Raw genomic sequence first — 12,641 nt, 5'->3', positions numbered from 1 at the left:
GCCCGCAGAGCGGTCCGTGGTGTTGGCGGTCATGCTAAGGCCCTCTGACCGGCCACGACGACGCGGCGTGCCCGCGCCGACGCGGCCGGTCCGAACCGGTCTACGGCCGCGTCACGGCCGGTCGCGCGGGCGGCGTCGCCCGGTCGGGATCGGCAGCTGCGCGACGCCGGGCACCACGGTGTTGGAGACCGTGCCGATGCCTTCCACCGTGAGGGTGACCGTGTCCCCGGGCTTCAGCGGCGCGGGCTCCCGCGTGCCGCGTACGCCCCACAGTTCGGCGAGGCAGCCACCGTTGCCGCACGTGCCCGAGCCCAGGACGTCGCCGGGGCGGACGGCGGTGCCGCGCGAGGCGTAGGCGACCATCTCCTCGAACGTCCAACTCATGTTGGACAGCAGGTCCTTGCCGACGACCTCGCCGTTCACCTCTGCGGTCAGCGCCATGCGGAGGAAGCCGTCGGCGTCGCGGAACCGCTCGAGTTCGTCGGCCGTGACCAGGTACGGGCCGAGCGTGGTCGCGGTGTCCTTGCCCTTGCACGGGCCGAGGTTCACCTGCATCTCGCGGGACTGGAGGTCGCGGGCGGACCAGTCGTTGAAGACGGTGTAGCCGACGATGTGTTCGCGGGCCTGCTCAGGGGTGAGGTCCCGGCCCTCCCTGCCGATCACGGCGGCCACTTCGAGCTCGAAGTCGAGCACGGTGGACCCGGGCGGAACGGGCACGTCGTCGTCCGGGCCGATCACCGCGTACGGGTTGGTGAAGTAGAACGTCGGCGCGTCGTACCAGGCGTCGGGCACACCGGCGGTGCCCTTCACGGAGCGGAGTGCGCCCTCGACGTGCTCCTCGAAGGTCATGAAGTCGCGCACGGTGGGCGGCTGGAGGGGCGCGAGGAGCCGAACCTCGCTCTCGTGCGGACCGGCGGGCCCGGCGAGGGCGGCGGCGCCTGCGGTGTGCAGTGCCTCGTCGCGGACGAGCGCGAGCAGGTCGTCGTGGCCGGTCAGCGGGTGCAGGTGCCCGTCGTCGGCGAGGACGCCGACGTGGGTGCCGTCGTTGTGGGTGTAGCGGGCGAAGCGCATGGGATCTCCGGCTCCGAGGCTCAGACGGGTGGGCGACCAAAATCGTAGATGGCGCCGTGCTGGCGTGGCCGCTCAGCTCGCCGCGTGCAACAGGGTTGTCTCGCGGCCCGGTTCCGTTTGGCCTGGCGGCGCCGCGCGGCCAAGGTGCCAGTGGCGGCGGAACACCGGGCTCTGCTCCGACATGCCCGCCACCAGCGCAGCGAGCACGGCGTCGTCGGGGCGGTCCGCGTGGTACGCGCGCAGCCCGGCGACGAGGTCGGCGCCGACGGTGTCCTGCAACGGCCGGTTCCGGGCCGCGGAGGCGACCGGGCAGCAGAACACCTGCCACAGCAGGTTGCGTTCGTGCGCTGGACGCGCCTCCAGGTCACCCATCAGCCGCGCGGCGACCGGGTTCCAGACGAGGATGTCGAACGTCGGCCCGACCACCAACGCCGGTGTGCGGTCCAGCGTGTCGAGCAGCGCCCGCGTCGTGGCGCCCACGCGCGTGACCGCGGTCCGACGCGGTGCGGGGGTCGCCGCGAGCCGGAGCACGTACGCGTGTTCGTCGGCGTCCAGCGGCAGGGCGCGGGCGACGGCGTGCAGGACGGACGGAGCGGCCTGTGTGGAGGGGTCGGCGTCGGTCAGCCTGCGAGGAAGTCCGCGACCAACCCGCCCAGCACGTCCGGGCGTTCGAGGTGCACGTCGTGGCCTGCCCCCGGGACGCTCACCGCGACCGTGTCCGGCCGTCGGCGCAGCATGTCGGCGACCTCGTCCCCCGGGATGAACCCCGACTGCGCGAACACCGCCAGCGTGGGGCAGGTGACGCGCTCCCATTCGGCCCAGTAGGCGCGTTCCGCGAGCTCCGCGACCGAACGCACCATCGCCTCGGGGTCGAAGCGCGGCCACCAGCCCCCGTCGCGTTCCTCCAGCCCGGCCGCCCAGCCCTCGGCGGCCGGGCCGGCGCCGAAGAACGCGGCCGCCTCCGCGCGCGAGGGGAACGGTGTCGGCCAGGACTCCAGCCAGCCGCCGATGTCGTCGGTGATGTCGGGACTCGGTCCACCCGCCCCGGCCTCGACCAGCACGAGCGCGGCGACCCGCTCCGGATGCGCGGCGGCGGTCAGCATCGCGGTGTGGCCACCGAGCGACTGCCCGACCAGCACCGCCTCGTCGAACCCGACGTGGTCGAGGACGGCGACCACGTCGGCCACGTACGCGGCGCGCGAGCAGTCCACGGGCGCGCGCTCGGCGGCCCCGTGCGCGCGCTGGTCCACGGCGACGACCCGGTGCCGGGCGGCGAGCGGCCGCGCGACGGCGTCCCACTCCCCCGCGTGCCCGGCCAGCCCGTGCAGCATGACGACGGCCGGCCCTGCCCCGCCCGAGTCGCGGCACACCAGGCGCACGCCGTCGCGCCGGAGAACGACCTCGGTCCAGTCCACGCGTGCCCCCGTACGTACGCACCGATCCGTGCCCGCCCAACCCTAGCGATCATGAACCGGGTGCCGTCGGTCTCGCAGTCCCACTCCGATGTGGCGTCCCGCAGCTTGGCGCCCGCGGCGGCACAATGGGCGCGATGAGCGAACACATGATTGACACACGCGGTGTCTCGCTGTGCACCGAGTCCTTCGGGGATCCGTCGGACCCGCCGGTCCTGCTCGTCATGGGCAGCGGCGCCTCGATGCTCTGGTGGGACGCCGACTTCTGCCGGATGCTCGCCGACCGCGGACGGTTCGTGATCCGCTACGACCACCGCGACACCGGCCGCTCGACCACCTACGAGCCGGGCCAGCCGGGCTACACCGGCGTGGATCTGGCCGACGACGCCGTCGGCGTGCTCGACGCCTATGGGCTGCCCGCCGCCCACCTGGTGGGGGTGTCGGCCGGCGGGGGGCTCGCGCAGCTGGCCGCCCTCGACCACCCGGAGCGCGTCCGCTCCCTCGTCCTCGTCAGCACCACCCGCGCGGTCCCCGGCGGCCCCGAACTACCCCCGCCGACCGAGGACTTCATGCACTTCGCCGCGTCCGCACACGTCGACTGGTCGCAACCCGACTCGGTCGTCGACTACCTCGTCGACTACTCCCGTGTACTCACCGGCGGGCGGCGGCCGTTCGACGAACTTGCGGCCCGCGACCTCGTGCGCCGCGACGTCGAGCGGGCGCACGACATCGCCGCCATCCAGAACCACGACGTCCTTCCAGACGACGACCGCACGCACCCGCCTCTGTCGTCAATCGCCGTACCCACGCTGGTGATCCACGGCACCGCGGACCCGATGTTCCCGCTCGCGCACGGCGAGGCGCTCGCCGACGCCATCCCGGGCACGGCGCTGTTGCCTCTGGAAGACGCGGGCCACGGCGTCGAACGACCCGACTGGGAAACGATCGTCCGCGCCGTCGTCGCCCACACCGCTCCGCGGAGCTAGTGCACGCCACTTCCGGGTCGCGGGCCGCGTCGGCGGGTGGTCCGTGGGCGGTCCGTGGCGGGTACGGATCCGTGGTTCCCGTGGCCGGCACGGAGGTGCCGGGGGCGGGCTCCGCATGAGGCTTTTCTCCGTTGGGATTTCCCCCAAGCGAGAGAAGGAGACTCACCATGACCCACATCGACCAGGAGAAGCTCGAGCGGTTCGTCGGCCAGGCCGTCGGCGACATGGCCGCGGCGATCTCCGGGCTGCTGGTGCACGTCGGCGACCGGCTCGGGCTGTACCAGGCGATGGCCGGCGCCGGGCCGCTCACCGCCGAGGAGTTGGCGCGGCGTACCGGCACGACGGCCCGGTACGTCCGCGAGTGGCTGTGCAACCAGGCCGCCGGCGGCTACGTCGTCCACGATCCCGAGCACGACACGTTCGAACTCCCGGCCGAGCACGGCGCGGTGCTCGCCCACGAGGACAGTCCGGTGTTCCTGGGCGGTGCGTACGAGGCGATCGCCTCCTGCTACTCCGACCACGCCATGCTCATCGAGGCGTTCCGCACGGGCTCCGGAGTCGGCTGGGAGCGGCACGACCACCGGCTGTTCTCCGGCGTCCGCCGCCTCTTCCACCCCAGCTACACCAACTTCCTGACCAGCGCCTGGATCCCGGCCCTGGACGGGGTCGAGGCCAAGCTCAAGGCCGGCGCCAGCGTGGCCGACATCGGCTGCGGCCTGGGTTCGTCGACCGTCATCATGGCCGAGGCCTACCCGCACTCGACGTTCGCCGGCTTCGACTACCACGGCCCGTCCCTCGAGGCCGCGCGCGGCGCGGCCGCCGAGGCGTCGGTGCAGCACCGGGTGCGGTTCGAGACCGCGGCCGCCGACGCCTTCCCCGGCACCGGGTTCGACCTGATCTGCCTGTTCGACTGCCTGCACGACATGGGCGACCCGGTAGGCGCGGCCCGGCACGTCCGCCAGGCCCTCGCCCACGACGGGACGCTGATGCTGGTCGAGCCGAACGCCGGCAACACCCTGCAGGACAACCTGAATCCGGTGGGCCGGACCTTCTACGGGTTCTCCACCACGGTGTGCACTCCGGCCTCGCTCGCCCAGCCTGTGGGCCTGGGCCTGGGCGCCCAGGCGGGGCCGTCGCGGCTGACCCAGGTGCTCACCGAGGCCGGGTTCTCCCGGGTACGGGTGGCGGCCGAGACTCCGTTCAGCCTGGTTCTCGAAGCCCGTCCTTGACCGGAGGTTCCGCCGGGCGGTCGGGGGCCGCCCAGAGGGGGGAACCGGTGCCGGTCGGTTGTCGCGGACAGCCGACCGGCGCCGGGGGTTCGCGGCACAGCGCCGCCGACGGCCGCTCACGCACCGTCGGCACGGCCCGCCGCCGGACACCTTGTCGGCCATGACTCGCACATCACGTCGCGAGTCCGTCGGATCAGGCGCGGTTCCGCACGGCGGCCCCGACCGCTGGGCGACAATGACGTGATGCGCACCGACCCGACCCCCTTCGCCGCGGTCGTCTCCGGCCGGGAAGCGGAGGTGCTCGCCGCCGTCGGGGAGCACCTGACGAACGCCGAGATCGCGGAACGGCTGTTCATCTCGGTGCGGACGGTCGAGAGCCACGTCTCCTCGCTGCTGCGGAAGCTCGGGGTGGGCGACCGCCGCGCGTTGGCCGGGCTGGCGGGGAGCGCGGCCGACGGTGCCGCGGCGCAGGCTGAACGGCGGCGTCAGGCCGCGTCGCTGCCCACGCCGTTGACGCCGTTCGTCGGCCGCGCGGACGAACGCGCGGCCCTGGCGGCCGCGTTGGCCGAGCGGCGACTGGTCACCGCGGTGGGCCCGGGCGGCATCGGCAAGACCCGGCTGGCGCTGGCGGTCGCCGCCGAACAGGCCGGGCGGTTCGCCGACGGCGTCTGGTACGTCGACCTGGTCCCGGTGACCGACCACGCGATGGTGGGCCCTGCGGTGGCCGACGCGCTCGGCCTGGGCGAGCAACCCGGGCGGTCCGCCGAGGAGTCGGTGACCGCCTGGCTCGCCGACCGTGAGGCGCTGCTGGTCCTGGACAACTGCGAGCATCTCGCCGACGGAGTCGTCATGGTGGTCGAGCGACTGCTGACGGCCTGCCCGCGGGTTCGGGTCCTGGCGACCAGCCGGGCGCGGCTCCTGGTGCCGCACGAACGGGTGTTCTCCGTCCCCGGGTTGGCGGTGTCCGGCGACGGCGGCGACGCGGTCGAGCTGTTCCTCGACCGGGTCGCGTCGGCCGACGCCCCGGAGCGGACCGTCGACCGGCACCGGATCGCCGGGATCTGCCGCGGCCTCGACGGCGTCGCGCTCGCGATCGAGCTGGCCGCCGCCCGGCTGCCCGCGCTGGGGTTGGACGGCCTGGAGGCCGGGCTCGACGACCGGCTCGGACTGCTGGCCGGCGGGCGACGGCTGGACGACCGGCACCGGTCGCTGCGCTCCGCGCTGGACTGGAGCCACGCGCTCCTGGACGAGGCCGAACAGGCGGTGCTGCGGCGCGTATCGGTGTTCTCCACGCCGTTCACCGCCGAGGCGGCCGGAACGCTCGTCGCGGGCTGGCCGCCGGCCGGCGCGGGCATAGCCGCCGGGCTGGCGCGGCTCGCCGACCACAGCCTTCTGACGGCGATCGCCGCGCCGGACGCCGCGACCCGGTACCGGGTGCTGGAGACCATCCGCCAGTACGGCGCCGAACGCCTGGCCCGCACCGGCGAGTCGGTCGAGGCCCGGGCCCGGCATCTGCGCTGGTGCCTCGCCCAGGCGGAGGCCGTGCGGGAGTCGCTGCGGGCGGGCGGGGACGACGAGGGGACGGCGCCCGAGCGGCTCATGCCCGGCGGGATCGTCGGCGGACCGCAGGCGTCCGAGGGGGTCGCGGGCGGACCGCGGGCGACCGACGGGGGCGCGAACGCATCGCGCAGGCCCGACCAACTAGGCTCCGACAGAATCCCGTTCGACCGGCACGCCGCCGCACGGCTCGCCTTCGACCGGATCGCGGACGAGTTGCTCGCCGCGCTGGACTGGGCGGCCGGGGAACCGGACCGCCGCGCCGACGCCTACGCGCTCGCGACCCTTCTGGCCGACCTGTACTTCGAGATCGGCCGCCCCCGCGAGACGCAACGGCGGTACGAGCAGGCCGCCTTACTCGCCGCCGACGACCGCGAGGCGGCGGCCGCGTTCGCGAATGCGGCCGCCGCCGCGGAGATCCGGCACTTCGGCGGGGAGGCGATCAGGCTCCACCGCGCCTGCGCCGAGGCCGCACTGCGCGCGGGCGACCGGCCGCTGGCGGCGTGCCACGTGGCGCTGGTCGCGGAGCGGGTCAAGCGCGGTCCCGGTCTCGTGCAGGCCGACGCCATACCTGACGTCGCCGCCGCGATCGCCGAAGCGGCCCGGCTCGCGGACGGCGACCCGGCGGCACTGGCCCGCATCGCGGTCGCCGAGGGGTTCAGCAGCACGGCGTCGGCGATCGCCGACGGCGAGCCCGTTGCCGGAACGGTCGACGGGGACGGGGCACCGATCAGCAGTACGGCGACGATCCCGACCGAAGGCAACCTAGGCCCGGGGCAACTCGTCGGCATTGGAAGACCGTTCAGCCGAACGGCCACGACAACCGACAACGGCTCCGCCTTCGCGCCGACCAGCAACGACGCAACGCCACCGAGCGGCGCGGCCTCGGCGCCGGCCGACGGCGGCCCTGCCCTCGGGCGAAGCAGCGACGACAGAGCCCCGTTGAGCGGTAAGGGCTCGGCGCCGGCGGACGGTGACCCCGCGTCCGAACGCACCGGCGGTGACGGACCACCGCTCAGCAGTGGCTCAGCGGCGTCAGCCCGTGGTGGCACCGATGCCGACCGCCACGACGGCGCCGCCCCGGCGGACGACGGAACATCGTCGAGCCGTACGGCTTCGGCGCCGACCGATCGCGGCCCCGTGTCCAAGCGAACCGACCGTGACGGACCACCGCTCAGCGGTGCGGCGACGGGCCGCGGTGGCTCTGGCGCCGTCCGCGAGGTCGGCGGCGCCGCCCCGGCCTCGCTCGCCTCAGCCGCCGCCGACGTTCCCCACCGTCCGTCGCCCGGCACCGAATCCGCCGAGCACGCCCTCGCCCTTGCCCGTCGGGCGGGCGATCCGCTGGCCGAGAGTGCCGCGCTCGATCTGCTGACCAGCATTCAGCTGGCCCGCGGCGAGATACGCGCCGCCGCCGACAGCTCCGCGCAACGGACAGCCCTGCTCGCGCCGTTCCGGGACCGGGCGCTCGCCTGCGGGCTGGAGTTGTTCGACGCGTACCAGATGGCCGCCGAGACGGCTCTCGCGGTCGGTGACCTGCCCGCGGCGCGGCGGCTCGCCGAGCAGGTCCGTGATCTGCCCTTCTACCGCGAGGAGGGCCATCTGGCCACGGCCCGCCTGCTGGTGGTGACCGCGTTCACCGGGGACTGGGACGAACACGCCGTCTTCGGCGAGCGGTTCCTGCACGGATGGGAGCGCGCGGGGCGGCCGAGGGCGGGCAACCTCAGCCGGGCGCCGTACGCCGCCGCGGCCGTGTGCGGGTTGCGCGGTGACGAGGCCGGCCGTGCCCGGTGGCTCGCGGTGGTCGACGCCATCGCCAATCCGAGCGTCCCGATCTCGCGGATCCACCACGGCGAGTTCTTCGACGCGCTCGTGCTGCTGCACCGCGGTCGGGCGCGGGAGGCGGTGGCCCTGCTGTCCACGCCGCCGGAGGAGTTGCGGACCTGGTACAGCGGCATGTGGCGGACCTTGTACGCGTCCGTGTGGGCCGAGGCGGCCGTTCTCGCCGGCGAGCCCTCCGCCGCGGACCGGATCGCCCGGGCGCGCCGCGACGCCGCCGACAACCCGGTCGCGCTGGCGGTCGTGGAGCGGGCCGCGGCGCTCGCCGCGGGCGACCGGAAGGCGGTGCTCGCCACCGCGGACCCGCTGCGCGCGGCGGGCTGCCGCTACCAGTGGGCCCGCACGCTGGTCCTCGCCGGCGGCCCGGAGCGGGCCCGGGGCCTGGAGGAGCTGGCGGCGATGGGCGCGGCGCCGATGGCGGCGGACTGACGGCGTCAGGCCTCGGCGATCACAGCGACGGAGATCTTCATCCCGTCGGGCCGGATCGGGAGTCGAGCCCCCTGCCGGGCCGGGGGCTCGGCCGGGAACCACCGCGCCCACTCCTCGTTCATCCCGGCGAAGTCCTCTTCGTCGGCGAGGATGAAGGTCGCGCTGAGCACCTTCTCGAGGCCGCTCCCCGCGGCGTTCAGGACTGCCTCGACGTTGGTGAGGCACTGCCGGGTCTGCTCCTGGATCGTCGTTCCGACGATCCGGCCGGTGACGGGGTCCAGCGGCGCCTGGCCGGACACGAACACCAGCCCCGCGCCGCGGACCGCCTGGCTGTAGACGGACGAGGCCGGGGCGTCGGGCGTGCGGACGATGTGCCTGGACATGGCGGTCAGCTCCTCGGACTGCGGGGCCGGCACGGGCCGTACCCCGGTCGGGCGAACGGCTGTCCCGTTCGCCACGAGCTTCGGCCGACCCCCGCTCACCCCGCATCCGTGCCGACCACGGAACCCCGTCCGTACCGGGCGTTGCGGTGTCGGCCGGATAGACGGCCTCGATGGCCCCAGGCGTGGTACCCAGCTGGAGGACGTCCGCACTCGGCGCTCTCCTCGAACGCCTCGCGGCACGGTGGCGACGCCGGCCTCCGGACACGCCGGGTCTCGGCCGTATGGCGGCCGGGAATTCACCCGGGTGGAGACGGGCGCGGTTCAGGTGCCGCCGTGGCCGGTCAGGTAGATCACGAGCCAGATGACGCCGCCGATCAGGTGGGTGCCGAAGAAGAACACGAACATCCAGCGCAGCACGCCGCGTTCGATGTCCTTCTGGGACTCGCCGCGGCGGACGGGCGGGGTGGGCGGCGATGCGGGCTGTGGGGCGGCCGGCTGTGCCGTCGGGGTGTCAGGCATCGGTGTTCTCCTGTGCGGTGGCCGGGAGTTCGTCGGCGGGTGCCGCGGGCCGGCGGCGGGGGCTGATGCGGAGACGCCTTCCGTGGGCGGCCGCCTCGTCGAGGAGGACGCGCACGGTGTCGGCGTCGGCGAGCACCGGCCCGGCGGGTGGTTCGTCGTCCGGGGTGATGACGGTGATCTCGTAGGACATCGGGCGTCTCCTCTCGGGTGGGGCGCGGTCGGGTCGGCGGCGGCGCGGATCGGCGGCCGCGTCAGGGGTTCTCGGCGTCGGGGGTCGCCGCGGCGGGGACGAGGCGGTGCAAGTCGGCGCGGGCGGCCGCGATCGCCTCCGGCGTGGTGGCGAACACCCGTTTCTGGGCGCGGAGTTCGTCGAGGACGCCGAGGGCGTCCAGGGTGCGGTCGTGGCCGTCGCGGGTGCCGGAGACGTAGACGGCCGTTCCACGGTGGTGGAGCCGGTCGACGGCGTCCTTGAGCACCAGCGCGCCGGAGGCGTCCAGTGCCGTGACCCGGGACATGCGCAGGATGACCGCGTGGACGTCCGCGACTTCCGACAGTTCGAGCAGGAACCGGTGCGCGGCGGCGAAGAACAGCGGTCCGTCGATGCGGTACGCCACGATGTGCTCTGCCAGCAGCGCGTGTTCCTCGTCGGTGTGGTCCTCGGGCAGGTCGTCCTTCAGCGGCACCTGGTCGAGCCGGGCGTTGCGGGCCACCGCGCGGAGCGCGAGCGCGCCGGCGACCAGGAGTCCGAGGACGACGGCTTTGACCAGGTCGAGCGCGAGCGTCGCGGCCGCCGTCGCGACCAGCACCAGCGCGTCCGAGCGCGTGGACCGGACCATGGCGCGTACTGAGCCGACCTCGACCATGCGTACCGCGGTCGCGACCAGCACCCCGGCGAGGGCCGCCAGCGGGATCTTCGCGACCAGCCCGGACGCGGCGAACACCACTGCCGCCAGCACCAGTCCGTGCGTCACCGCCGCGAGGCGGGAGACCGCTCCCGTACGGACGTTCACGGCGGTGCGCGCGATCGCGGCCGTCGCCGGGACGCCCCCGAACAGCGGCACGGCGAGGTTGGCGATGCCCTGGCCGAACAACTCCCGATCCGGGTCGTGCTTCTGATTGACCGTCATGCCGTCGGCCACGGTCGCCGACAGCAGCGACTCCAGGGCGGCCAGCGCGGCGACCGCGACGGCGGGCGCGAGGAGCGAGGCCGTCGCCGACAGGTCGAGGAATCCCAGCGAGGGGGCGGGCAGCCCGGCCGGGAGTTCGCCGATGCGGGCGACGTCCAGGTGCGCGGCCTGGGCGAGCGCCGTCGCCGCCACGACGGCGAGCAGCGAGAACGGGATGCCGGGCCGCCACCGCGCGCCGGCCAGCATCAGCGCCGCAACGCCCGCGGAGAGCGCCAGCGCGGTCCCGTGCGGGTTCCGCGCGAACTCCTCGACGGCGCGCCACGCCACGACGGCGGTCTTGTCCCCCTCCGGGGCGGGCACGCCGAGCGCCGCGGGGACCTGCTGCAACGCGATGACCGCGGCGATGCCGAGCGTGAAGCCCTCCACCACCGGCGCGGGCACGTACGCCATGTACCGCCCGGCGCGCGCGAGCGCCAGCGCGATCAGCAGCAGGCCGGCGAGGAATCCGACGGTCAACACGCCGGACGCGCCGTACTCGTGCACGATCGGCACGAGCACGACCGTCATCGCCCCGGTCGGGCCGGACACCTGGAGGTTCGACCCGCCGAACACCGCCGCCAGCACGCCCGCGACCACGGCGGTCGCGAGCCCGGCCTCGGCGCCCAGGCCCGACGAGATGCCGAAGCCGAGGGCGAGCGGCAGCGCGACGACGGCGACGGTGAGGCCGGCGACCAGGTCCCGGCGCGGCCGGCGGCGCGCGGCGTCCAGGTCGGCACGGCACGGCAGCAGCGCCCGGACCCGGGCGTACGCCGCCCCGGCGGCGGCACGCGCGCTCACGGGGCGGTAGCCGCGGCCTCGCGCAGTTCGTCCAGCAGTTCGTTCTGCCCGACAAGCATCTCGGTCAGGATGCGCCTGGCCGCGCGGAGGAGGTCGGCGACGTCCGGCCCGGCCAGCTGGTAGACCACGGTGGAGCCGTCGCGCACGGACAGCACGATGCCGGACCGGCGCAGCACCGCGAGCTGCTGCGACAGGTTCGACGGCTCGACCTCGATCTGCGCCAGCAGGTCGCGCACCGGCATCGGGCCGTCCTGCAGCAGCTCCAGCACCCGGATCCGCACGGGGTGCCCGAGCATGCGGAAGAACTCCGCCTTCGCCTGATACAGCGGAACCGGCACCATTACTCAGCCCCTTTCGCACGGGTCGGTCTCGGCGGCGTCCGGGCGCGTCGCGCCGAGGAGGCCGACCGCGCGCCCGACTGACCCGGCCGACCGCACATGACCAGAGCCGAACGGCCCTCACAGCCCGTCGGGCGGCCCTCCTGGCATGTACGGGATCATCATGTGTCGAATTGAAGATTCTTTCAAGTCGTCAATCGATGGCGGGCGCGTGCATCTGGCGCAGACGTCTTCGCTCGGTCGGGTTACGGCCTGGCGTGGCTGACCGGACGCCGCCACGTCCTCGGCGGTACTGGTGCTCCCGTCCCCGCTTGTGCCTGAGGAGAGACGTGCCCCGTCCCCGCCTGGTGATCGCGTCGATCGGCGCCGCGGCCCTGGCCGCCGCGCTGGTCGGCGGCTGCTCCGACAACAACAAGTCGTCGACCTCCAAGACGAGCCCGCCGGCGAGCAGCGCTCCGGCCGCCCCGCCGGTCGCGCCCGTCTATCCGTCGGCGAGTCCCACGGCCGGCGCGACCGGCAGTCCGGGCGTCGGCGCCGCCTCCCTCTCGACGCAGAGCGTCGACAGGTTCGGGCAGGTCCTGGTCGATGCCAAGAGCAAGACGCTCTACCTGTTCGAGGCGGACACCTCCTCGACCTCGACCTGCTACGACTCCTGCGCCGCCGCGTGGCCCCCCGCACTGGTCACCGGCACGCCGACAGCCGGGTCCGGCGTGGACCAGTCGAAGCTGTCCACCACCACCCGCCAGGACGGCGGGACCCAGCTGGTCTACAACGGCCACCCGCTGTACACGTACACCGGGGACACCGCGTCCGGCCAAGCCAACGGCGAGGAGTCCACGGCGTTCGGCGCCAAGTGGTACCTCGTCAACGGCGACGGCAACAAGGTCGAAGGCGACTGACCCCGCACGCGAAGGGGC

12 protein-coding genes are annotated in these 12,641 nt (G+C 74.3%); 4 read left to right on the top strand and 8 right to left on the bottom strand.

Annotated features, from left to right (window positions below):
- Nucleotides 1-111 precede the first annotated feature (111 nt).
- From QI554_RS00630 to QI554_RS00620, 3 genes are all read right to left on the bottom strand, one after another.
- Entirely contained in the window at nucleotides 112-1,071 is a 960-nt protein-coding gene (locus QI554_RS00630; protein WP_281464567.1) for a fumarylacetoacetate hydrolase family protein, read from the bottom strand.
- Between the two features lie 72 nt (nucleotides 1,072-1,143).
- Nucleotides 1,144-1,551, bottom strand: a complete 408-nt coding sequence (locus QI554_RS00625; RefSeq protein ID WP_281464565.1) for an MmyB family transcriptional regulator — start codon at nucleotides 1,549-1,551, stop codon at nucleotides 1,144-1,146.
- 140 nt (nucleotides 1,552-1,691) lie between these two features.
- Nucleotides 1,692-2,486 (bottom strand): alpha/beta fold hydrolase, encoded by a 795-nt coding sequence (locus QI554_RS00620; RefSeq protein WP_281464562.1) that lies wholly within the window; start codon nucleotides 2,484-2,486, stop codon nucleotides 1,692-1,694.
- 146 nt (nucleotides 2,487-2,632) lie between these two features.
- Between QI554_RS00620 and QI554_RS00615 the strand changes: the two genes are divergently transcribed.
- The 3 genes from QI554_RS00615 to QI554_RS00605 all read left to right on the top strand — a co-directional run bounded on the left by QI554_RS00615 (nucleotide 2,633) and on the right by QI554_RS00605 (nucleotide 8,520).
- Nucleotides 2,633-3,469 (top strand): alpha/beta fold hydrolase, encoded by an 837-nt coding sequence (locus QI554_RS00615; RefSeq protein WP_281464560.1) that lies wholly within the window; start codon nucleotides 2,633-2,635, stop codon nucleotides 3,467-3,469.
- Between the two features lie 167 nt (nucleotides 3,470-3,636).
- Nucleotides 3,637-4,698: a class I SAM-dependent methyltransferase gene (locus tag QI554_RS00610; RefSeq protein ID WP_281464558.1), complete on the top strand. Its 1,062-nt coding sequence runs from the start codon at nucleotides 3,637-3,639 to the stop codon at nucleotides 4,696-4,698.
- 243 nt (nucleotides 4,699-4,941) lie between these two features.
- Entirely contained in the window at nucleotides 4,942-8,520 is a 3,579-nt protein-coding gene (locus QI554_RS00605) for a LuxR C-terminal-related transcriptional regulator (RefSeq protein ID WP_281464556.1), read from the top strand.
- Between the two features lie 5 nt (nucleotides 8,521-8,525).
- Here the strand turns inward: QI554_RS00605 and QI554_RS00600 are convergent, their stop codons facing one another.
- The 5 genes from QI554_RS00600 to QI554_RS00580 form a co-directional block, all read right to left on the bottom strand.
- Complete coding sequence (locus tag QI554_RS00600) at nucleotides 8,526-8,903, bottom strand: RidA family protein (protein WP_281464554.1); 378 nt, start codon at nucleotides 8,901-8,903, stop codon at nucleotides 8,526-8,528.
- Between the two features lie 321 nt (nucleotides 8,904-9,224).
- Nucleotides 9,225-9,422: a hypothetical protein gene (locus QI554_RS00595; RefSeq protein ID WP_281464552.1), complete on the bottom strand. Its 198-nt coding sequence runs from the start codon at nucleotides 9,420-9,422 to the stop codon at nucleotides 9,225-9,227.
- Nucleotides 9,415-9,612, bottom strand: a complete 198-nt coding sequence (locus QI554_RS00590) for a hypothetical protein (RefSeq protein WP_281464550.1) — start codon at nucleotides 9,610-9,612, stop codon at nucleotides 9,415-9,417. The genes QI554_RS00595 and QI554_RS00590 overlap by 8 nt, the downstream gene beginning before the upstream one ends.
- Nucleotides 9,613-9,673: 61 nt before the next feature.
- Entirely contained in the window at nucleotides 9,674-11,386 is a 1,713-nt protein-coding gene (locus QI554_RS00585; protein WP_281464548.1) for a SulP family inorganic anion transporter, read from the bottom strand.
- The gene (locus QI554_RS00580) at nucleotides 11,383-11,724 is read right to left on the bottom strand and encodes an ArsR/SmtB family transcription factor (RefSeq protein WP_281465159.1); all 342 of its coding nucleotides are present in this window, start codon (nucleotides 11,722-11,724) and stop codon (nucleotides 11,383-11,385) included. The genes QI554_RS00585 and QI554_RS00580 overlap by 4 nt, the downstream gene beginning before the upstream one ends.
- Before the next feature lie 329 nt (nucleotides 11,725-12,053).
- Between QI554_RS00580 and QI554_RS00575 the strand changes: the two genes are divergently transcribed.
- Complete coding sequence (locus QI554_RS00575; RefSeq protein WP_281464546.1) at nucleotides 12,054-12,623, top strand: COG4315 family predicted lipoprotein; 570 nt, start codon at nucleotides 12,054-12,056, stop codon at nucleotides 12,621-12,623.
- The last annotated feature ends 18 nt before the right edge of the window (nucleotides 12,624-12,641 follow it).

The sequence above is a fragment of the Yinghuangia seranimata genome, assembly GCF_029953285.1.
Lineage (GTDB): Bacteria > Actinomycetota > Actinomycetes > Streptomycetales > Streptomycetaceae > Yinghuangia > Yinghuangia seranimata.
Note: the sequence above shows the minus strand (reverse complement) of the source record. Positions and strands in the feature narration are given on the sequence as shown.

What these genes read in the sequence shown, in the direction of transcription:
- QI554_RS00630 (WP_281464567.1), bottom strand. Translation starts at nt 1,071, where the DNA reads ATGCGCTTCGCCCGCTACACCCACAACGACGGCACCCACGTCGGCGTC.
- QI554_RS00615 (WP_281464560.1), top strand. Translation starts at nt 2,633, where the DNA reads ATGATTGACACACGCGGTGTCTCGCTGTGCACCGAGTCCTTCGGGGAT.
- QI554_RS00610 (WP_281464558.1), top strand. Translation starts at nt 3,637, where the DNA reads ATGACCCACATCGACCAGGAGAAGCTCGAGCGGTTCGTCGGCCAGGCC.
- QI554_RS00605 (WP_281464556.1), top strand. Translation starts at nt 4,942, where the DNA reads ATGCGCACCGACCCGACCCCCTTCGCCGCGGTCGTCTCCGGCCGGGAA.
- QI554_RS00600 (WP_281464554.1), bottom strand. Translation starts at nt 8,903, where the DNA reads ATGTCCAGGCACATCGTCCGCACGCCCGACGCCCCGGCCTCGTCCGTC.
- QI554_RS00595 (WP_281464552.1), bottom strand. Translation starts at nt 9,422, where the DNA reads ATGCCTGACACCCCGACGGCACAGCCGGCCGCCCCACAGCCCGCATCG.
- QI554_RS00590 (WP_281464550.1), bottom strand. Translation starts at nt 9,612, where the DNA reads ATGTCCTACGAGATCACCGTCATCACCCCGGACGACGAACCACCCGCC.